The sequence below is a fragment of the Coprococcus phoceensis genome (genome assembly GCF_900104635.1).
Taxonomy (GTDB): domain Bacteria; phylum Bacillota; class Clostridia; order Lachnospirales; family Lachnospiraceae; genus Faecalimonas; species Faecalimonas phoceensis.
The window spans coordinates 379174-401629 of the sequence record NZ_FNWC01000006.1; the positions used below are offsets into that span (position 1 = coordinate 379174).

Below are 22456 nucleotides of genomic sequence, written 5' to 3' on the forward strand. Positions count from 1 at the left end.
GGATTGCCAATAATGCCAGTAACAAATAATGAACCAGCATACCAGCCGATGACTTTTGATGCGATCAAAATCGGTTTGGCGTCACCTGAAAAAATCTTGGAATGGTCAAGAGGCGAAGTAACAAAACCAGAGACAATCAACTATAGAACTTTAAAACCGGAAAAGGACGGACTTTTCTGTGAAAAGATCTTTGGACCTAGCAAAGACTGGGAATGTCACTGTGGTAAATACAAAAAAATCCGCTACAAAGGTGTTGTGTGTGACAGATGTGGTGTTGAAGTAACAAAGGCAAGTGTTCGTCGTGAACGTATGGGACACATCGATCTTGCTGCGCCGGTATCACATATTTGGTATTTCAAAGGAATCCCAAGCCGTATGGGATTGATCCTTGATTTATCACCGCGAACACTGGAAAAAGTATTATACTTTGCATCTTATATCGTATTAGACAAAGGTGAGACAGATTTACAGTACAAACAAGTATTGTCAGAGCAAGAGTATCAGGAAGCAAGAGAAAAATGGGGAAGCGCTTTCCGTGTAGGTATGGGAGCGGAATCCATTCAGGAACTCTTACAGGCAATTGATCTTGATAAAGAATATGAAGAACTGCAGGCAGGCTTAAAAGGTGCTACAGGACAAAAGAGAGCCAGAATCGTAAAACGTCTTGAAGTAGTGGAAGCTTTCCGTGGTTCAGGAAACAAACCGGAATGGATGATCATGACAGTCATTCCGGTCATCCCACCGGATTTGCGTCCGATGGTACAGTTGGATGGTGGACGTTTTGCAACATCTGACTTGAATGATCTGTATAGAAGAATTATCAATAGAAATAACCGTCTGAGAAGACTGTTAGAGCTTGGAGCGCCGGACATTATCGTTCGTAATGAAAAGAGAATGCTTCAGGAAGCTGTTGATGCATTGATCGACAATGGTCGTCGCGGTCGTCCGGTAACAGGACCTGGTAACAGAGCGTTAAAATCATTGTCTGATATGTTGAAAGGTAAGTCCGGACGTTTCCGTCAGAACTTACTTGGAAAACGTGTTGACTACTCAGGACGTTCCGTTATCGTAGTAGGACCGGAACTTAAGATTTACCAGTGTGGTCTTCCGAAAGAGATGGCAATCGAGCTGTTTAAACCATTCGTTATGAAAGAATTAGTGGCAAATGGTACTGCTCATAATATTAAAAATGCAAAGAAAATGGTAGAGAGACTTCAGACAGAAGTTTGGGATGTATTAGAAGATGTTATCAAAGAGCATCCGGTTATGTTAAACCGTGCCCCTACCCTCCACAGACTCGGTATTCAGGCATTTGAACCGATTCTGGTAGAAGGTAAGGCGATTAAGCTTCACCCGCTTGTATGTACTGCATACAATGCCGACTTCGACGGCGACCAGATGGCTGTCCATCTTCCACTTTCCGTAGAAGCTCAGGCAGAGTGCCGTTTCTTACTGTTATCTCCGAACAACTTACTGAAACCGTCTGACGGTGGTCCGGTAGCCGTTCCTTCACAGGATATGGTTCTTGGTATCTACTATCTGACACAGGAAAGACCGGGAGTAAAAGGAGAAGGCAAGTTCTTCAAGAACTTGAACGAAGCAATCCTTGCATATGAAAATGGAGTTATCACACTTCATTCACGTATCAAAGTACGTGTGACAAAGACAATGCCAAACGGCGAGACACTTACAGGAAATGTAGAATCTACACTTGGACGTTTCTTATTCAACGAGATCATTCCTCAGGATTTAGGTTTCGTAGACAGAAGCATTCCGGGCAACGAACTGTTATTGGAAGTTGATTTCCTTGTAGGTAAAAAACAGAACAAACAGATTCTTGAAAAAGTTATTAATACACATGGAGCAACTGTGACAGCAGAAGTGTTGGATAAGATCAAAGCGACAGGATACAAATATTCTACAAGAGCTGCGATGACAGTATCTATTTCTGAGATGACAGTGCCTCCTCAGAAACCGCAGATGATTCAGGAAGCACAGGATACTGTGGACAGAATCACAAAGAACTTCAAACGTGGTCTTATCACAGAAGAAGAACGTTACAAAGAAGTTGTTGAGACATGGAAGAATACCGATGATGCGCTTACAAAAGCTCTGCTTGACGGACTGGATAAGTACAACAACATCTTTATGATGGCTGACTCCGGTGCCCGTGGTTCTGACAAACAGATCAAACAGCTTGCTGGTATGCGTGGTTTGATGGCAGATACAACAGGTCGTACAATCGAGTTGCCAATCAAGTCTAACTTCCGTGAAGGTCTTGACGTACTCGAATACTTCATGTCTGCCCATGGTGCTCGTAAAGGTCTTTCCGATACAGCGCTTCGTACAGCCGATTCAGGATACCTGACAAGACGTCTTGTTGACGTATCTCAGGATTTGATCATCCGTGAGATTGACTGTGTGGAAGAAGGGGCAGAGATTCCGGGAATGTATGTAAAAGCATTCATGGATGGAAAAGAAGAGATTGAAAGCTTACAGGAACGTATCACAGGACGTTATGTATGTGAGACAATTTATGATAAAGATGGAAATATCATCGTAAAAGCAAACCATATGGTAACACCAAAACGTGCAGAACAGGTAATGAAATTTGGTGTGAACAAAGACGGTGGACCGATTACAGAAGTGAAGATTCGTACGATTCTTTCTTGTAAATCACACATCGGTGTCTGCGCGAAATGTTATGGTGCGAACATGGCAACAGGTGAGCCTGTCCAGGTTGGTGAAGCTGTTGGTATTATCGCAGCTCAGTCAATCGGTGAACCGGGTACACAGTTGACCATGCGTACATTCCATACCGGTGGTGTTGCCGGTGGCGATATCACACAGGGTCTTCCTCGTGTCGAAGAGCTTTTTGAGGCAAGAAAGCCAAAAGGACTTGCAATTATCACAGAGTTCGGCGGAACTGCTACAATCAATGACACAAAGAAAAAACGTGAGATTATCGTCACAAATCATGAGACAGGTGAGTCGAAAGCTTACTTAATTCCATACGGTTCCAGAATCAAAGTTCAGGACGGAGCAGAATTAGGTGCCGGAGATGAACTTACAGAAGGTAGCGTAAACCCTCATGATATCTTGAAGATTAAAGGTTTGCGTGCTGTGCAGGATTACATGATTCAGGAAGTACAGCGTGTATATCGTCTTCAGGGTGTAGAAATCAACGATAAGCATATCGAAGTTGTTGTTCGTCAGATGTTGAAGAAGATCCGTATCGAAGAGAATGGTGATTCTGACTTCTTACCGGGAACAATGGTAGATACACTTGATTTTGAAGATACAAATGAAAGATTGATTGCAGAAGGAAAAGAACCTGCAGTTGGAGAACAGGTAATGCTTGGTATTACAAAAGCTTCTCTTGCTACGAATTCTTTCTTGTCAGCAGCGTCCTTCCAGGAGACGACAAAAGTTCTGACAGAGGCAGCAATCAAAGGAAAAGTCGATCCGTTGATCGGTCTGAAAGAAAATGTAATTATCGGTAAATTGATTCCAGCCGGTACAGGTATGAGAAAGTATCGTGATGTAAAATTAGATACAGAACTCGAGATGGATGATGAGATTACACTGGAAGATTTTGAAGAGTTGACAGAAGGTGTAGTAGAAGAGACTGCAGTGGATGAAACTTCGGAAGAATTTACAGAAGAAATAACAGAAGAGAATGCGGAAGAACTGACCGTTCAGGAATAGAGAAAAAGGAATGTGCTTTGCACATTCCTTTTTACAGTTAGAAAGAGTGAGAGGAGTTGAAACATAGTTTGGTGGGAGAATTTTCATATGACACAAAACTGTTATATGACGCTTTGATTCGGAGTACAGATGAATATATATATATATGTAATATGAAGAACGGAGTATATCGTTATCCTTCGGGAATGGTGAAAGAATTTCAGTTTCCGAGGGAAGTGATAAAAAATCCTCTACCTTATTGGAAAGAGGTAGTACATCCTGATGACTGGGAAACGTTTTATCTGTCGAATATGGAGATTGGGAAAGAAGGAAAAGATAATCACCTTGTGGAATTTCGGATTCGTGCAAGGGATGGTGAGTATCACTGGGTGAAATGTCGGGGATATCTCATGCGGGATGAGAAGGATCAGCCGGCAGTGTTTGCCGGAGTGCTCAGTAAACTTGACAGAAAGCCGAGAATCGATGCGCTGACTTCGCTTTACACGAGTGAAGTTTTCTCAGAGGATTTTGCGAAAATGCTGGAAGAGAATGCATTTGGTGAGATTGGAATGTTTGTCGTGGGGATTGACCGATTTCGTAATATCAATGAGGGATACGGAAGGCAGACAGGGGATAAGGTGTTAAAGACAGTGGCAAAATTAATTTTAGAGCTGGTTCCGGAGGGGATTCGTGTCTACAGGCTGGAAGGGGATCATTTTGGAATTCTTGTGAAATATCCGAATGAAGAAATTGTGAAAAAATTGTATGATGCAATACGCTCGCGCTGCCAGTGTTACCGGGGGAATGGAAAGAGAAGACTTTTGATGACAGTGTCGGCAGGCTATGCAGAATATCCGAAAGATGCAGGTTCCTTTGTTGATCTGTATGAGTATACGGATTATGCGCTGCAATATGCAAAGGAGAACGGAAGAGACTGTCTGGAACTGTTTTCCCAGGAAATGTTGGCATATAGATCCAGAGAACTGGATATCATCCGACTGTTAAAGGAAGACATCTCGGACAATTTTCGAGCATTTTCTTTAAAATATCAACCGATTGTGGAAGGTGAGACGAAGGAAGTGATAGCTGTTGAGGCGCTTTTGCAATGGGACAATCCTCACATTGCAAATTTGGAGTATGATGAGCTGAGTAAGTTTTTAGAAAAGAACAGGTTATTGAATCCAGTCGGACGATGGATGTTCCAGACTGGATGCATGGCACTGAAAAAGTGGCTGTCGGAGGGCTGGAATCTGTCTCTAAATTTGAACGTGTCTTATGCGCAGCTTTCGGACTGGAATTATATTCAGGAAATTATAATGATTGTAAAAAGCTCACAGGTTCTGCCGGAAAAGATTGTAATCGAAGTGGTGGACAGTTATTTTATCAGCGATATGAAGATTTATGAACAGGCTTTCAGAGCTATCAAAGAAAGCGGTATGAAGATCATGCTGGATGATTTTGGCGCAGATTACGCATCGATCGGTCTGCTGAAAAACGATCTGGTAGATATCGTGAAGGTGGACAGAACAATCGTGCGCCGTGTTGTCAAAAGCAGTTTTGATTTGGATTTCATCCGGTTTATAGTAAAAATATGTCATGACATGGAGATAGAGGTCTGCCTCGAAGGAGTGGCGGAGATGGAAGAATTAAAGCTCGTAGAAGATATGATTTTTGATTATATGCAGGGCGATTTGTTTGGAAAAGCAACCGATGCCAGATTGACTTTTAAATAGAGGAAGTTTATAATGAATTTGACTAAAAAAATGAAGACGAGGTGTATAACCATGGATCAAAACAAATTAAACAGAGTATTAGAATCAATGAAAGAAACAGGAATTGAGCAGCTGCTCATTTCAGACCCGGCATCTATCAATTATCTGACAGGACGCTATGTAAACTGTATGGAAAGAATGCAGGTATTGTATCTGGATGTGGAAGGGAATCACAAATTTGTTATCGGAAAGTTATTCCCACAACCTGAGATGGGAGTAGAAGTTATTTACTTTGACGATACAGAGGACTGTGTAGCAAAATTAGCAAGTTACATGAGAAAAGGCACAAAGATCGGAGTTGATAAGATCTGGCCTGCAAAATTTTTACTTCGCCTGATGGAGCTTGGCGTGGGAACAGAATATATCAATGCTTCATTTATCGTTGATAATATCCGTCAGATCAAGAGTGCAGAAGAACAGGACTTGATGAGACAGGCTTCCAGATTGAATGATCTTGGGTGTGAAAAACTGATTCCACTTGTGTCAAAAGGTTATACAGAACTTGAGATGGGAGATAAACTTTTAGAGATCTATTTGGAACTCGGAGCAGAAGGACACTCATTTGAGCCAATTATCGCATATGGCGATAATGCAGCTGATCCACATCATGAGTCAGACAATTCTACAGGAAAAGTCGGAGATGCGGTAGTACTTGATATCGGATGTATCAAAGACGGATACTGTGCAGATATGACAAGAACAGTGTTCATCGGAGAGGTATCTGACGAAGCGAGAAAGATCTATGAGATCGTTTTAGAGGCAAACAGACGCGGAATTGCAGCGGCAAAACCGGGAGCAAGATATTGTGATGTTGACAATGCAGCGCGTGATTATATTACAGAGATGGGATACGGAGAATATTTTACACACAGAACAGGCCATAACATTGGTATGGAAGTTCATGAATACGGTGATGTTTCCGGAATCAATGAAAACGTATTGAAACCAGGTATGTGTTTCTCAGTAGAACCAGGTATCTACGTTCCGGGTGTAGCAGGTGTTCGTATTGAAGATTTGGTACTGATTACAGAAGACGGATGTGAAGTACTGAACAATTTAAGCAAAGAATTAACAGTTGTACCGGTTTAAGGAGTAAAGATGACAGATTTAGAAAAGATTATCTCTTATTTTAAACAAATTTCAAAAATACCAAGAACTTCCGGAGATGAGCAGGCAATCAGTGATTATTTGGTGGCGTTTGCAAAAGAACGTAATCTTGAAGTGATTCAGGATGAATACAACAATGTCATTATTAAGAAACCGGCGTTTCCGGGGGAAGAGCATAGAAGACCAATTATTTTCCAAGGACATATTGACATGGTCTATGTCAAGACAGAAGACTCTGATCATCGTTATGAGGACGGAATCGAGGTTCTGGATAATGGGGAGTTCCTCTATGCAAAAGATACGACGCTTGGGGCAGATAACGGAATTGCAGTCTGCTATGCGTTAATGCTTTTAGACAGCAAAGATATCAAAAACCCACCGTTAGAATTTATTTTTACAGTGGATGAAGAAGTCGGCATGAAAGGTGCAGAGAATTTGGATATGAGTGTGCTGGAAGGAAAGGCGCTGATCAATCTGGATTCGGAAGAAGAGGGAATCTTTTGTGTCGGATGTGCCGGTGGAGTGCGCAATACATTTGAGCTTCCGATAGAAAGAGAAGAAAAACATGGAACATATGTGCCGGTGGAAGTGTCATTTGGCAAATTGCAGGGTGGACATTCCGGTGCGGATATCCATTTGGAGAGAGGAAATGCAATCAAGCTTTTAGGACGAATTCTCTATGCGCTGAACGATTTTGGTTTTGAGATCGGAGCAGTGGAGGCGAAAGGCAAGATGAACGTTATTTGTCATTCGGCAAAGATGGAATGTTTTGTGAGACCTGAAGATGTAGAGCGATTCACAGAATGTCTGAAAGCATGTGAGGCTGTATTCCAGAATGAGCTGCAGTTCTCAGATGAAGTAGAGGTTCTCGTTGAGGTCAAGCCGGAAGTGGACAGCTGTACGGTTTACACAGAAAAGACAGCTTCGAATGTGAAGAATGCGTTACTGCTTTTGCCAAATGGTATCATAAGCTGGTCAATGGGTGTGAAAGGTCTTGTTCAGACATCTACAAACTTAGGTGTGATGGAAGAAGAGGATGGAAAGCTTGTGATCGGAAGTCTTGTGAGAAGTTCGGTAGAATCACAGAAATCCATTGTGAAGAGCCAGATCGAAGCAGTTGCAGATGTACTTGGCGGAAAGAGCATCTCCTCAAGCGACTATCCGGGCTGGGAGTTTAAGAAAGAATCTCCGCTTCGTGATCTTGCGATTGAAAAATATGAAGCGTTATTTGGAAAGAAGGCAGTGATCGAGGCGATTCATGCAGGACTGGAATGTGGATTCTGGGATGGCAAGATGGAAAACGTGGATATTATCTCCATGGGACCGGATATGATGGATGTACATACGGTAAAAGAGCGTGTGTCCAAGCAGTCAATCGACAATGTATGGAAATTATTAAAAGAGATTGTAGAGGCATATTAAAAACAATCATTAGAAAAAATCATCGGAATCTTTTTAAAGACCGATGATTTTTTTCTTTTGTCTGGGAGATTAATGATGTTTCATACGAAGATAATCAGAAATGACAGCAATGAATTCGGAATTTGTAGGCTTTCCGGTAGCAGGATTGATACTGTAACCAAATAAGGAGGTGATAAATTCTGAGTTTCCTCTGGTAAATGCAATTTCAATTGCATGGCGTATGGCACGCTCCACTCGGCTTGAAGTTGTTTTGTTTTTTATGGCAACTTCCGGATATAATACTTTTGTGATCGCATTGAGTGTATCTCTGTCGTGCATCGTAATCTGTACGGCATCTTTCAGATACTGATACCCCATGATGTGAGAGGGAATACCAATCTCATGTATGAGAGATACGATACGAGTTTCCAAAGGCTCGCCGGAAATATCAGGTATGGCTTCGGGAAGTGTGAAAGACGTATTGATGTTGCTGTCTTTTGAAAGACGTGCCAATTGTTTTAGAATTTCCAACATGTTTGAACTGGAGATCTCTAGATTCAATTGAAGTTTGTAAGGTTCTGTGTAATGCATAATAATTCTCCTAATTCTGTAAGATATTTGTGTGTTTTCAAACTATTTCTATTATCCTCCTAATTCTGACAAAATACAATTGTATTTCTTGGCATTATTTGCCAATTCTTAGGAATATAGCAAAAAAAACAAGACTATTTACAGAAAGTGAGATTTGTATTAGAATAGAGAGAAAGAGTTTTGGAAAAGGAGTTTTGAAGAAATGAGTATTTCAAGAGAACAAGCACATGATATTTTAATGAAATATATGAAAGGAGAGGCTTACATTCAACATTCTTATGCGGTTGAAGCGATTATGAAAGGAATTGCAAAGAGACTCGCCCCGGAAGAAGAGGAATTTTGGGGAATCGTAGGATTACTGCATGATCTGGATGAAGAACATTGTGACTGGAAGAACCACCCAGAAGTACACGGGTCTACTTCTGTCGAAATCCTGAAAAAAGAAGGAGTGGACGATAAGGTGCTGCATGACGCAATCTGTGCACACAATCCAAAATGTGGTGTGAAAGCAAAGACAAATCTTCAGTACGCAGTGCTGGCGGCGGATCCGATGAGCGGATTTGTAAAGGCAGTTGCACAGATTTATCCGGATAAGAAGATTGCAAGCGTAAAACATAAATCCGTTATGAAACGTTTCAATGAGATGAGATTTGCGGCAGGTGCGAACCGTGATTACATGGAATCCATCGAATTTACTAAGTTAAGCCTGGATGACTTGATTGATATTGCATTGGAAGAGATGGGCAAAATTTCAGATATACTGGGACTGTAACAGATGATATTAAAGAATATGCTCAACATGCAGATGATGATGTTTCTGCTTGTTTTAATCGGCTTTTTGATACGAAAACAAAATATTGTCGAGACAGAAGGAAGGAAAAATATGGTGGATCTGTGTCTCTATGTGACACTCCCATTCAATATTTTGAATTCCTTTTTTGTCGATTGGAAATGGGAAATGCTTATTTCGTGCAGTGTGATTTTGCTATTGTCAGTCGGATACAATGCAGTCAGTGTTTTTCTGAGTTCGGTGTTGTTTAAAAAAGCGCCACAGGACAGGAAGAAGACGCTGCGATATGGGACGATTGTCTCCAATGGTGGATTTTTGGGGAATCCGATTATTGAGGGAGTGTACGGGACGAGCGGATTGTTTTACGCTTCCATTTTTATGATCCCGGTGCGGATTGTGATGTGGAGTGTTGGAATATCGGTATTTTTAAAAGGGAAGAGAGAAAATATTTTGAAAAAGGTGCTGACGCATCCGTGTATTATCGCAGTTTATGTCGGCGCAATACTAATGGGAACAGGAGTTGTATTGCCGGAGTTTCTGATGAAAACTATTTCGGGGTTAAGCAGCTGCAATACACCGCTTAGCATGATGCTTGTAGGGATGATGTTGGCGGAGATGAACCCGAGAGGACTCATTGACCGGACTATGTTGTTTTATACAGGTGTCCGTCTGATTGTGATCCCTGGAGTTGTCTTTTTACTGACGATGTTTTTGGACATTGATCCGCTGCTTCGCGGGATTGCTGTCATCATTGCAGGAATGCCGGCTCCGATCACAACGGCGCTGCTTTCAGCGAAATACGACGGGGACGAGACATATGCTACGGGAATGATATTTGTCACGACGATAGTATCGCTTATCACGCTCCCAATTTGGTGTGTGGCATTGGGAATGTAGCTAAAAATAGAAATAGAGGAGTGTGGGTGTTGAAGAAAATAAAAGAGTGGGGGAAGTCTTTGAATAACCGGCTTATGGGGATCATTTTGCTGTGCGGGATCGTGCCGGTTATTTTTATTGTCCTGTTTGTGGCAAGTTCTTACAGGCGGGGAATTATGGAAAAAACGGAGTCTATGGTGGAGAATGAGATGGAGTATGTCTCATCGCTGATTTCCGGAAGATTGAATCATGCGATTGAAATCTGCAAAGCAGCATACGATGAAGAATATGAAAATGCATGGAGGGAATATCAAATTGGGAAGCAGTCAGAGGAGCTGTTTCGTGAGAGGGTGAAAAAACGGCTGGAACGTATGTTTTATCTAGAACAAAGCTATGACACATTTTTGTTTTACGAGAAGGGAAAAGAATTTCCTTTTTGCTATAGTGTAAGAGAGGAAGGTACAGTTCCTGACCGCATGAAGAATATACATGAGCCAATTCGAGAAATTAGAAAGCAGGAGAGGTTGGATGTGCAGATGCTCGTGATAAACGGGCGTATTTTTATCGTGCAGAATCTGTATGCGGATTCTGCGCAGGGGATATTTGGAACATTGGCAATTGAACTGAATGTATCCAGACTGTTTCATGATATTCAGCCCAAAATAGCAGAGGAGACGGCGATTTATCTGAACCAAGTAGAGAATCGTGTGATGATACAGGGCGAAATTAAAGAGGAATGGCAGAAGAAAATGGAGAAGGAGCTTTTACAGCAGTTTGGACGAAGGGAATCGTATAAGCAGATTAGTATACATAATCTGGAGTACAGCGGATATATGCGAAGCAATCGTCAGGAGTATTATAATTTAGAAATCATCTATCTGTCTTCAAATAGACAGTTGTATATTGAAGTGTACGAGTTTTACAAAGTGATTCTCTTTATTATCCTGCTTATGATCCCTCTGTTTGTATATGTGTTTTACTTTTTGAAGATTCATATTTCCAAGCCAATCACAAAGATGATCGATGCGTCAAAAGCGATTGAACGAGGGGCAATCGGGACAATTGTGCAGGATGAAAAGATGCCGAATATAGAATTTGAGTATTTGCGGGAAGCATTTAATAAGATGTCAAAACAGGTAAAGTATTTGTTTGATTATGCTTATGATGAAAAAATGGCAAGGAAAGATGCAAAAATCATGGCGCTTCAGGCGCAGATCAATCCCCATTTTTTAAATAATACGCTGGAAATGATGAACTGGCAGGCAAGAATGTCAGGCAATCTGGAGGTGTCGAGTATGATTGAATCTTTAGGAGTTGTACTTGATTATAATATGAATCGGGAATCAAAGCGTCTTACAACTCTTTCTCAGGAACTCCGGTGTGCGGATGCGTATTTTCATATTATATCAAAGCGTTTTGGAAAGAGACTTACCGTGGAGAAGGAGATTGATCAGAAACTGCTTTCAATCAAAGTTCCTCAGCTTGTGCTCCAGCCGATGATAGAAAATGCGGTCGTTCACGGTATTGAACGAATTAAGCAGGGGATAATTAAGATAAAAATACACAGCGACGTGGAAAACGTTTATCTTCAGGTGATGAATAGTGGAAAACCGCTCACAAAAGAGGCGAAAGAACGAATTGAAACATTGCTGAATCAAAGACCGGAGGAGATTGCCAAGGAGATGGGGCATCATGTCTCGCTTGCGATTCGGAATATTAACGAGCGGGTGAAATTGATCTATGGAGAAGAGTATGGACTTTGTATTGAACAAGAGGGGGAATATATTGTGTCAACGATTGTGATTCCGGTACGTGAAAAGAAAGTGGAGATGGAGCGTGACAGCCGGGAGAATGTAAGAAAACGTCTGGAAGAGACGGGGCGTTTTTAAACGGGATTCCCTGAAAGGGGCAGAAAAGGTTTTGACAAGTTTTTTGGGACGTGTATAATAAGAGATGGTTTGTTGATGTAAGGCAGAGGGTGTGAGAAGTGAACAAAGTAGTAATTGTTGATGACGAATTGATTATCGTAGAAGGATTGACAAAGACACTCCCGTGGGAGCAGTGGAACTGCAAAATCGTTGCAACGGCAAGCGATGGGGAAGAAGGACGCAAGATTATCGAACAGTATCATCCGGACCTTGTTTTTTCTGATATTGCCATGCCAGGAGTTGACGGGTTGAAGATGATAGCGGGATTAAAATCAGAGTTTCCGGATATGGAGATCAGTATTTTGACAGGATATCGCGATTTTGAGTATGCGCAGGAAGCAGTTCGGCTAGGCGTGCGAAGATTTCTTTTGAAACCCTCCAGCATGAAAGAGATTGAAGAAGCGGTGGAGGCTATGGTTCAAGGACTCGGAAAGAAAGCAGCAATTTCTAAGGCGGAGGGCCCAAAAGAAAAATGTGATATGGCAAATAGTTTTATTGTGAAAAATGCAATGAGATATATAGAAAATCACTACACAGAGAGATTGACGCTTTTGGAAGTAGCAGAGCAGACTTATGTCAGTCAGTGGCATCTGAGTAAATTGTTGAATAAGCATACCGGTCACAGTTTTTCTGAGCTTTTGAACAGAACGAGGATTGCAAAAGCGCAGGAGCTGCTGAAAGAACAGTCTCTTCGGATTGGTGATATTGCAGAGCAGGTAGGATTTTTGGACATGGCACATTTTTCCAGAGTGTTTAAGAAAATTGTCGGAATGTCGGCGAATGAATATAGAAATATGATGAGTTAAGTGAAACAGAGTAAGAAATAATTCAGTTTTTTGGGATTATTTCTTATTTTTTTGATTTGGATACTTGACTTTTGGAAAGAATCATACTACACTGTCTAAGTGTGCATCGAAACGCATTGTTTTTTGTGCACGTATAACTTAGAATAAGTTAAAACAGCAACCAACAGTATTCATAGGAGGTGAAAGGAATGCCAACATTTAACCAGTTAGTAAGAAAGGGACGTCAGACTTCTGTAAAGAAATCAACAGCACCAGCTCTTCAGAAAGGGTACAACTCTTTAAGAAAGAAAGCTACTGATGCTTCAGCACCACAAAAAAGAGGTGTTTGTACAGCAGTTAAGACAGCTACACCTAAAAAACCTAACTCAGCTCTTAGAAAGATTGCCAGAGTTCGTCTTTCTAACGGTATCGAAGTAACAAGCTATATCCCAGGAGAGGGACATAATCTTCAGGAACATAGTGTTGTTCTTATCCGTGGAGGTCGTGTTAAAGACTTACCAGGTACAAGATACCATATCGTTCGTGGAACACTTGATACAGCAGGTGTTGCAAAAAGACGTCAGGCTCGTTCTAAATACGGAGCTAAGAGACCAAAAGACGCTAAGAAATAGAATATTAGCAAGTGCATAGCGCGAGTGTAGTGCGAACTACATTTTATGTAACAATCGTATCACAAACAGAACTATGATTCCTGTAGGTTGCGGGTTATATCGATAGATAGTAAGTCCCGCGCGAACACATTCATATTTCAGAAAATGTGAGTACCGATGAATTAATTTTATTAGAAATGAAAATTTCGAAACCATAATTAAGGAGGGAAGAACCGTGCCACGTAAAGGACATACTCAAAAAAGAGACGTATTAGCGGATCCATTATACAACAACAAAGTGGTTACAAAACTTATCAATAACATTATGTTAGATGGTAAAAAAGGTGTAGCACAGAAGATTGTATACGGAGCATTTGAAAGAGTTGCTGAGAAAGCTGACAAACCAGCTATCGAAGTATTTGAAGAAGCAATGAACAACATTATGCCGGTACTTGAAGTAAAAGCAAGACGTATCGGTGGTGCAACATACCAGGTGCCGATCGAAGTAAGAGCTGACAGAAGACAGGCTTTAGCACTTCGTTGGATTACATTGTATTCTCGTAAAAGAGGAGAAAAAACAATGGAAGAAAGACTGGCAAACGAAATTCTTGATGCAGCTAACAACACAGGCGCATCTGTAAAGAAGAAAGAAGACATGCACAAAATGGCAGAAGCAAACAAAGCATTTGCTCATTACCGTTTCTAATTTCAGCTTGCTGAAATTGATTCAAATAATAGGAGGAAAAAATCTTGGCTGGAAGAGAATATCCATTAGAGAGAACAAGAAACATCGGTATTATGGCTCATATTGATGCTGGTAAAACAACAACAACAGAGCGTATCTTATACTATACTGGTGTTAACCATAAAATTGGTGATACTCACGAAGGTACTGCTACTATGGACTGGATGGCTCAGGAGCAGGAAAGAGGTATCACAATCACTTCAGCAGCTACAACATGTCACTGGACATTGCAGGAAAACTGCAAACCTAAAGCTGGCGCTTTAGAGCACCGTATCAACATCATTGATACTCCGGGACACGTTGACTTTACTGTAGAAGTTGAGCGTTCACTCCGTGTACTTGATGGTGCAGTAGGTGTATTCTGTGCAAAAGGTGGAGTTGAACCACAGTCAGAAAACGTATGGCGTCAGGCTGACACATACAACGTACCAAGAATGGCATTCATCAATAAGATGGACATTTTAGGTGCCAACTTCTACGCAGCAGTTGAACAGATTAAGACAAGATTAGGTAAAAATGCAATCTGCATTCAGTTGCCAATCGGAAAAGAAGATGACTTCAAAGGAATTATCGATTTATTTGAAATGAAAGCTTATATCTATAATGATGATAAAGGTGATGACATTTCTATCGTTGATATTCCGGAAGATATGAAAGATGATGCTGAGTTATATCGTACAGAATTAGTAGAAAAAATCTGCGAATTAGACGACGATTTAATGATGGCATATTTAGAAGGAGAAGAACCATCTGTAGAAGAATTGAAAGCAGCATTAAGAAAGGGAACATGTACTTGTGCAGCTGTTCCGGTATGCTGTGGTACAGCTTACAGAAACAAAGGTGTTCAGAAACTTCTTGATGCAGTTATCGAATTCATGCCTTCACCACTTGACATTCCTGCAATCCAGGGTGTTGATGAAGACGGAAACGATGTTGTAAGAGAATCTTCTGATGAAGGTCCTTTCTCAGCATTAGTATTTAAGATTATGACTGACCCATTCGTAGGTAAGTTAGCATACTTCAGAGTTTACTCTGGAACAATGAACTCAGGTTCTTATGTATTGAATGCAACAAAAGGAAAGAAAGAACGTGTTGGACGTATCCTTCAGATGCATGCAAACAAGAGAGAAGAGCTTGACAAAGTATATTCAGGAGATATCGCAGCTGCGATCGGATTCAAATTCTCTACAACTGGAGATACAATCTGTGACGAACAGCATCCGGTAGTTCTTGAATCTATGGAATTCCCAGAGCCGGTTATCGAGTTAGCTATTGAACCAAAAACAAAAGCTTCTCAAGGTAAACTTGGTGAATCCTTAGCAAAACTTGCAGAAGAAGACCCGACATTCCGTGCTCATACAGATCAGGAAACAGGTCAGACAATCATCGCTGGTATGGGTGAGCTTCACCTTGAAATCATCGTAGACAGACTTCTTCGTGAATTCAAAGTAGAGGCAAACGTAGGTGCACCGCAGGTTGCTTACAAAGAATCATTCACAAAAGCAGTTGATGTAGACAGCAAATATGCAAAACAGTCAGGTGGACGTGGACAGTACGGACACTGTAAAGTTAAATTTGAGCCAACAGATGTCAATGGCGAGCAGACATTCTTCTTTGAATCTACAGTAGTAGGTGGAGCGATTCCAAAAGAATACATTCCAAAAGTAGGAGAAGGTATTGAAGAAGCTATGAAATCTGGTACACTTGGTGGATTCCCGGTAGTTGGTATTAAAGCTACTGTATACGATGGTTCTTACCATGAAGTCGATTCAAGTGAAATGGCATTCCATATTGCCGGATCTTTAGCATTCAAAGATGCTATGGCAAAGGCGGCTCCGGTACTTCTTGAGCCAATTATGAAAGTTGAAGTAACAATGCCGGAAGAATATATGGGTGATGTTATCGGTGACATCAATGCACGTCGTGGACGTATCGAAGGTATGGATGACTTAGGCGGCGGTAAGATCGTAAGAGCTTACGTTCCATTGTCAGAAATGTTTGGATACTCTACAGACTTACGTTCAAGAACTCAGGGACGTGGTAACTACTCTATGTTCTTTGAGAAATATGAACCAGTACCGAAGAACGTTCAGGAAAAAGTATTATCTAATAAAAATGCATAATTCTTACTAATTTTCGGGACGAAAATCTTAAAAAGACTTGAAAATCTATATGATTTGAAATATAATCAGAGATAACCGAGTAAATCAAAAATATGAAAAAAGCCCCTTTATAAGGGGCATATAATTAAGGAGGATTATTCAAAATGGCTAAAGCTAAATTTGAAAGAACAAAACCACATGCTAACATTGGTACAATCGGACACGTTGACCATGGTAAAACAACTTTAACAGCTGCTATCACAAAAACTCTTGCAGCAAGAGTTGCTGGTAACGCTGCTGTAGATTTCGAAAACATCGACAAAGCTCCAGAAGAAAGAGAACGTGGTATCACAATTTCTACAGCTCACGTTGAGTACGAAACAGAAAAACGTCACTACGCTCACGTTGACTGCCCAGGACATGCCGATTACGTTAAAAACATGATCACAGGTGCTGCTCAGATGGATGGTGCTATCCTTGTTGTAGCTGCTACTGATGGTGTTATGGCTCAGACAAGAGAGCACATCTTACTTTCTCGTCAGGTAGGTGTACCTTACATCGTAGTATTCATGAACAAATGTGACATGGTTGACGATGAAGAATTATTAGAATTAGTAGAAATGGAAATTCGTGAATTATTAGATGAATACGAATTCCCAGGAGATGATACTCCAATCATCCAGGGATCAGCTCTTAAAGCTCTTGAAGATCCAAACGGAGAATGGGGAGACAAAATTATGGAACTTATGGATGCAGTAGATAGCTACATTCCAGATCCACAGAGAGCAACAGATCAGCCATTCTTGATGCCAGTAGAAGACGTATTCTCTATCACAGGACGTGGTACAGTTGCTACAGGTAGAGTAGAACGTGGTACACTTCACGTATCTGACGAAGTTGAAATCGTTGGTATCAAAGAAGAATCTCGTAAAGTTGTTATCACAGGTATCGAGATGTTCCGTAAACTTCTTGACGAAGCTCAAGCTGGTGATAACATCGGTGCATTACTTCGTGGTGTTCAGAGAACTGAAATCGAAAGAGGACAGTGTCTTGTTAAACCAGGTAGTGTAACTTGCCACCACAAATTCACAGCTCAGGTTTACGTATTGACAAAAGATGAAGGTGGACGTCATACACCATTCTTCAACAACTACAGACCACAGTTCTACTTCAGAACAACTGACGTAACAGGTGTTTGTAACTTACCAGAAGGTACAGAAATGTGCATGCCTGGTGACAACGTAGAAATGTCAATCGAATTAATTCACCCAGTAGCTATGGAACAAGGTTTACGTTTCGCTATCCGTGAAGGTGGACGTACAGTAGGTTCAGGAAGAGTTGCTACAATCATTGAGTAATACAATCTGAATATAGATTTGTTATCGCAAGATAACGTTGTGTCCAAACGTAAGATACCCGTAGAACTTCGGTTCTACGGGTTTTTCTGTTGCTTGGAAATATATAAAAAGAGCGGAAAAGAATAACGAACAGTATAGAAAAACGGTTGCCGGGAGAGTGTCCTGACAACCGTTTGTGATAACAGAATGATAACAAAATATATAATTTTCGCAAATATGATAACAGATAAAGTGGATTTATCCACAAATCAGAGATGTGACTGTGGATTAAGTCAGATCATACGTCTTAATGTCATTACCTTCAGTGCCCTTCTTAACGATGGTATGACAACCTATCGTAGTTCCCATGGCACGTAGTTTCCATTCTTCCTGGGTAGCGTTCAGTTTATCCAGTTCTTCCTGTCTTTTATCTTCATTTTCGATAGCTAGTATTTCAGCTTTTTCCTTTTCATAGATATTTTTAAATTGACACCATTTCCTGAAAAAGTCCTGCATTGTAGGATTATCGAATGTCAGCGCAACCTTCTGATCAGGTGTTTCAGCAAGTGAGAGGTTCACTGAATCATCAATAGAAAACAACAGAGAGAGTACATCTCCGACTGTTTCAATATTAAAATCCAGAAAAACACTTACATTTAATCCCAGTGCAGTTGCTATCTTTTCTAACTGATCCGGTTTTGGATTCCGGATTCCAAGTTCATATTTTCTGATTGTACCTACGTTAATGCCGGACAGCTCGGCTAACTGTATCTGACTGTATCCTCTGAATTCCCGGTATGCCCGGATTTTTTTACCTACCATTATGGCTGCCTCCTTAATTATATTTGTGCTTCTATTCTAGCACAAAAGTGAATGATGTGAAAGAGGTTGTTTTTTCAGAGTGGATCGTGAAACACTTTGGAATATAAAAATAAAATTCGCAAAAGGTTATTGACGAAGTCACAAAAGTGAATTATGATAGAAAACATTAAAAGAGTCACAAAAGTGACTGGAAAGGAGGACGATATGAGAACTAATTATATGATGACTGTTGATGATGTCATGGAAGAATTAGGCGTGAAACGCAGTAAGGCATATTCCATTTTAAAACAGCTCAATAATGAACTGGCAAAGGAAGGATATATAGCAGTTCGTGGAAAGATTCCACGTCCCTATTGGGAAACAAAATTTTATGGATGCTCGCAGAGAGCAATGTGAAGGAGGTTTTAAGATGTCAGCTTACAAAGACAAAGCACAGGGAACCTGGTATGTGAGCTTCCGTTATATTGACTGGACAGGAAAGAAAACGCAGAAGCTGAAAAGAGGGTTCAAGACTAAGAAAGAAGCATTGAATTATGAGAAGGAATTCATAAGAAAGACTGCAGCGGATATGAAGATGGAGATGAACAGTTTTATTCAAGTTTATTTTGAAGATAAAAAGAATGAACTGAAAGAAAATTCAATCCGTAATAAACAGCACATGATGAACAAGCATATTGTTCCGTCTTTTGGAACAAGAAAAATGAATGAGATCACACCGGCAGAGATTATCCGGTGGCAGAATACCATTCAGGAAAAAGGATACAGCAAGACTTATGAGCGTATGATCCAGAATCAGTTAAATGCACTGTTTAATCATGCACAGAAAATTTACAATCTGAAGGAAAATCCATGTAAGAAAGTAAAAAAGATGGGGAAATCAGATGCCAACAAGCTGGAATTCTGGACGAAGGCAGAATACGACAGATTTATTGCCGGGATTGAGCCGGGGAGTGAAGATTATCTGATATTTGAAATTCTGTTTTGGACAGGAGTCAGGGAAGGAGAACTTCTGGCATTGAGACTTTCGGATTTTGATATGAGTGGGAATCTCCTGCATATCAATAAGACTTATAACCGGATCAGGAAAAGAGATGTGATTGATACTCCTAAAACAGAAAATTCAGTCCGTACCATTGATATTCCTAATTTTCTTAAGGAAGAGGTACAGGAGTATGCAAAGAAGCATTATGGATTTCCGGAAGATCAGCGGTTGTTCCCGATTGTGGCGAGAACACTGCAGAAACGTCTTAAGAAATATGAAGCACTGACCGGTGTAAAACCAATCAGAGTGCACGATATCCGTCACAGCCATGTGGCATATCTGATCTACCAGGGCGTAGAACCGCTGATTATCAAGGAAAGGCTGGGGCACAAAGACATTCAGATGACAATGAACACTTATGGGCATCTGTACCCGTCACAGCAGAAAAAAGTTGCTGAGATGCTGGACAATAAACGTTAATACGGAGGAAAAGAAGCAAATGAAAACAAAGAAAGTAGTCGGAAAAATATTCGATGCAATTAACTACAGTAAAAAGTTGAAGATAAGTTCCATTTTACCCGATCGAGATTCAGATTATGTGATTCTTCTTGAATTAGAGGACGGAAGCAAATTTGAAATCATTGTTATTCCTACAAGGAGATTTGTGTAAGGAGTGGAGCTATGACTACTGACAGACAAAAAGAAAAAGCCCAGACAAAATATCTGAGCAAGTTCTCTGATAATCAGATTCACTGATATACCATCTTGGCAGATTTAGTATATCACGAATTGAAAGATACAACAATTCCCGAATATCTGTTCATCGGAGACTTGCTCGGAGGGGCAGGAGGTAGAAGTGACATTATTTGAACAGGTAAAAGGATGTGTGACAGCGAGACAGGCTGCGGAGCATTACGGGATTAAAGTAAAGGGAAATGGAATGGCATGTTGTCCGTTTCATAAAGACCGACACCCAAGTATGAAGGCAGATAAAATCTATCATTGCTTTGCATGTGGAGTGGGCGGTGATGCGATAGATTTTACAGCAAGGTTATTTGGAATATCACAGTATGAAGCTGCGAAAAAGATGATAGAAGATTTTGGATTGGATATAAAAATCGAAGACAGAAACAAATACAAAAGGACGCACCAAAGCAGGAATACTTTGATATCAAAGAAACCTAAAGTGGTGATGATCAGAGAAAAACTGGAGCAGTGGTTGAAACATGCAACAGACGTGCTGATAAGATATCTGAAATGGATTCAGTTCTGGAAAGAGTTTTACAGACCAGAACCGGAAGAAGAATGGCACGAGTTATTTACGGAGGCATTGGCAAATGAAAGAAAGATAAATGACTATCTGGACGTGCTGATGTTTGGAACGGGAGAAGAAATTGTAGAATTTTTCAAGATGAAGAGAAGGGAGGTTGAAAAAATTGAAGAAAGAATTAACGAATATCAGCGAGAAGTCCTTAATGGAATTAGAAGATATTGTGAACGAGGAGATGCTTACAACAGAAGATGTCAATGATATGTTGGAGCATACGGATAAAGGAAGAACAAAGCAGACAATCAGAAATTGTGTAACCGTATTACAAAAAGATCCAGTGCTGAAAAAAGCGATTAAACGAAATGAGCTTTCTGGAAGAATGGACATTGTGAAAGAGGTGCCCTGGGAACGGAGAAATAACAGTCCTACGGTTACAGATACTGATGAAAATAATTTGAAGATGTATCTGGAAGAAAATTATGAACTGACAAGCGAGCGTGTGATCAAAGCGGGAGTAGATATTGTTTCCAATGAAAATAAATATCACCCAATCAGAGATTATCTGGAGAGCCTGGTTTGGGACGGAATTCCAAGAATAGAAAATATGCTTCCGCATTTCCTGGGAGCAGAAAAGAGCAACTACACAGTCGGAGTAATGAAAATGCACATGGTGGCAGCGATTTCGAGAATTTATGAACCGGGAATAAAATATGACATTATGCTGTGTCTGGTTGGAAGTCAGGGAGCCGGAAAGTCTACATTTTTCAAATATCTGGCGATAAAAGAAGAATGGTTCAGTGATAATCTGGATCATCTGGATGATGAAAACATTTACAGAAAACTGCAGAACCACTGGATTATTGAAATGGGAGAAATGAAGGCAACTGTCACAGCAAAGAATATTGAACAGATAAAATCGTTTCTGAGCAGACAGAAAGAAACCTACAAGGTACCTTATGAAGTTCACCCGGAAGACAGACCGAGACAGTGTGTATTTTGCGGTACTTCAAATGATCTGAATTTTCTTCCTCTGGACAGAACCGGAAACAGACGATTTGCTCCGGTGATGACAGATATGTTGAAAGCAGAAGTTCATATTCTGGACAATGAGGCAGAGAGCAAAGCCTATATCGAACAGGCTTGGGCAGAGGCAATGGTACTGTATCGACAGGGAAGTGTGTTCTTAGGATTTACAAAGGAAATTGAGGAAGAGGCAAAGCGTCTGCAGAAAGAATTTATGCCGGAAGATACCAATGCCGGAATCATACAGGCATTTCTTGATGACTACGATGACGATTATGTATGTACAAGAATTCTGTTCGATGAAGCGCTACATCGAACCGGAGAAATGAAACAGTGGGAAGGTAAAGAGATTGCTAATATTATGAACAATGCGATTGTAGGCTGGAAACCACATGGTACACACCGATTCGGAAAGGAATATGGAATACAGCGGTCATGGAAACGGATGGAAGATTCGGTGAAGAAAGATAAAGACGGATTTATAGAAGTACCGGAACAGTTGGAAATACCGTTTGAGTAAAGATTATTGTAAACGATGTAAACGGAACTTGAAGAAAAAACTTAAAACGTTAACTTTTAAAATCTTTTGAACTCCGTTTACAAATTCCGTTTACAGACTGGAAAGGA

Annotated in this window: 19 protein-coding genes; 17 read left to right on the forward strand and 2 right to left on the reverse strand. The window is 40.6% G+C overall.

Annotated elements, in window-relative coordinates; all coding sequences use genetic code 11:
- Window positions 1-12: 12 nt before the first annotated feature.
- From rpoC to BQ5364_RS02735, 4 genes are all read left to right on the forward strand, one after another.
- Window positions 13-3708 carry a DNA-directed RNA polymerase subunit beta' gene (rpoC, locus tag BQ5364_RS02720; protein ID WP_004611865.1) on the forward strand — a complete coding sequence of 1232 codons (3696 nt, stop codon included), beginning with the start codon at window positions 13-15 and terminating at the stop codon, window positions 3706-3708.
- Between the two features lie 152 nt (window positions 3709-3860).
- Complete coding sequence (locus BQ5364_RS02725; protein ID WP_004611866.1) at window positions 3861-5420, forward strand: GGDEF and EAL domain-containing protein; 1560 nt, start codon at window positions 3861-3863, stop codon at window positions 5418-5420.
- Window positions 5421-5471: 51 nt separating this feature from the next.
- Window positions 5472-6548 carry a M24 family metallopeptidase gene (locus BQ5364_RS02730; protein WP_022249832.1) on the forward strand — a complete coding sequence of 359 codons (1077 nt, stop codon included), beginning with the start codon at window positions 5472-5474 and terminating at the stop codon, window positions 6546-6548.
- A gap of 9 nt (window positions 6549-6557) precedes the next feature.
- Entirely contained in the window at window positions 6558-7988 is a 1431-nt protein-coding gene (locus BQ5364_RS02735; protein WP_022249831.1) for an aminoacyl-histidine dipeptidase, read from the forward strand.
- Window positions 7989-8057: 69 nt separating this feature from the next.
- On the opposite strand, the gene BQ5364_RS02740 is transcribed toward BQ5364_RS02735, so the two are convergent.
- Complete coding sequence (locus BQ5364_RS02740; RefSeq protein WP_004611870.1) at window positions 8058-8558, reverse strand: sporulation initiation factor Spo0A C-terminal domain-containing protein; 501 nt, start codon at window positions 8556-8558, stop codon at window positions 8058-8060.
- Window positions 8559-8760: 202 nt separating this feature from the next.
- Here BQ5364_RS02740 and BQ5364_RS02745 point away from each other — a divergent pair, with 202 nt between their 5' ends.
- The 8 genes from BQ5364_RS02745 to tuf all read left to right on the forward strand — a co-directional run bounded on the left by BQ5364_RS02745 (window position 8761) and on the right by tuf (window position 17753).
- Window positions 8761-9330 (forward strand): HD domain-containing protein, encoded by a 570-nt coding sequence (locus tag BQ5364_RS02745; RefSeq protein WP_004611871.1) that lies wholly within the window; start codon window positions 8761-8763, stop codon window positions 9328-9330.
- 3 nt (window positions 9331-9333) lie between these two features.
- Window positions 9334-10245, forward strand: coding sequence for an AEC family transporter (locus BQ5364_RS02750; RefSeq protein WP_004611872.1), 912 nt, complete (start codon window positions 9334-9336; stop codon window positions 10243-10245).
- A 29-nt stretch (window positions 10246-10274) separates the two neighbouring features.
- Window positions 10275-12113 (forward strand): sensor histidine kinase, encoded by a 1839-nt coding sequence (locus BQ5364_RS02755; RefSeq protein ID WP_071143595.1) that lies wholly within the window; start codon window positions 10275-10277, stop codon window positions 12111-12113.
- A gap of 98 nt (window positions 12114-12211) precedes the next feature.
- A complete protein-coding gene (locus BQ5364_RS02760) occupies window positions 12212-12958 on the forward strand; it encodes a response regulator transcription factor (protein ID WP_071143596.1) in 747 nt (248 codons plus the stop codon).
- 188 nt (window positions 12959-13146) lie between these two features.
- The gene (rpsL, locus tag BQ5364_RS02765; RefSeq protein WP_004611875.1) at window positions 13147-13569 is read left to right on the forward strand and encodes a 30S ribosomal protein S12; all 423 of its coding nucleotides are present in this window, start codon (window positions 13147-13149) and stop codon (window positions 13567-13569) included.
- Window positions 13570-13783: 214 nt separating this feature from the next.
- Window positions 13784-14254 (forward strand): 30S ribosomal protein S7, encoded by a 471-nt coding sequence (rpsG, locus tag BQ5364_RS02770; protein WP_004611876.1) that lies wholly within the window; start codon window positions 13784-13786, stop codon window positions 14252-14254.
- Window positions 14255-14298: 44 nt separating this feature from the next.
- Window positions 14299-16416, forward strand: coding sequence for an elongation factor G (fusA, locus tag BQ5364_RS02775; protein WP_083382645.1), 2118 nt, complete (start codon window positions 14299-14301; stop codon window positions 16414-16416).
- A 143-nt stretch (window positions 16417-16559) separates the two neighbouring features.
- A complete protein-coding gene (gene tuf / locus BQ5364_RS02780; protein WP_004611878.1) occupies window positions 16560-17753 on the forward strand; it encodes an elongation factor Tu in 1194 nt (397 codons plus the stop codon).
- A gap of 267 nt (window positions 17754-18020) precedes the next feature.
- Here the strand turns inward: tuf and BQ5364_RS02785 are convergent, their stop codons facing one another.
- On the reverse strand, window positions 18021-18554 hold the full coding sequence (locus BQ5364_RS02785) for a helix-turn-helix domain-containing protein (protein WP_071143598.1): 534 nt from the start codon (window positions 18552-18554) through the stop codon (window positions 18021-18023).
- Between the two features lie 204 nt (window positions 18555-18758).
- On the opposite strand from BQ5364_RS02785, the gene BQ5364_RS02790 reads away from it, so the two are divergent.
- From BQ5364_RS02790 to BQ5364_RS02805, 5 genes are all read left to right on the forward strand, one after another.
- The gene (locus BQ5364_RS02790) at window positions 18759-18950 is read left to right on the forward strand and encodes a helix-turn-helix domain-containing protein (protein WP_071143599.1); all 192 of its coding nucleotides are present in this window, start codon (window positions 18759-18761) and stop codon (window positions 18948-18950) included.
- 13 nt (window positions 18951-18963) lie between these two features.
- A complete protein-coding gene (locus tag BQ5364_RS02795; protein WP_071143600.1) occupies window positions 18964-20016 on the forward strand; it encodes a site-specific integrase in 1053 nt (350 codons plus the stop codon).
- 19 nt (window positions 20017-20035) lie between these two features.
- The gene (locus BQ5364_RS18060) at window positions 20036-20206 is read left to right on the forward strand and encodes a hypothetical protein (RefSeq protein WP_162841118.1); all 171 of its coding nucleotides are present in this window, start codon (window positions 20036-20038) and stop codon (window positions 20204-20206) included.
- A gap of 186 nt (window positions 20207-20392) precedes the next feature.
- Entirely contained in the window at window positions 20393-21067 is a 675-nt protein-coding gene (locus BQ5364_RS02800; protein ID WP_071143601.1) for a CHC2 zinc finger domain-containing protein, read from the forward strand.
- A complete protein-coding gene (locus tag BQ5364_RS02805; protein WP_071143602.1) occupies window positions 21012-22349 on the forward strand; it encodes a virulence-associated E family protein in 1338 nt (445 codons plus the stop codon). Before BQ5364_RS02800 ends, BQ5364_RS02805 begins: the two co-directional genes overlap by 56 nt.
- The last annotated feature ends 107 nt before the right edge of the window (window positions 22350-22456 follow it).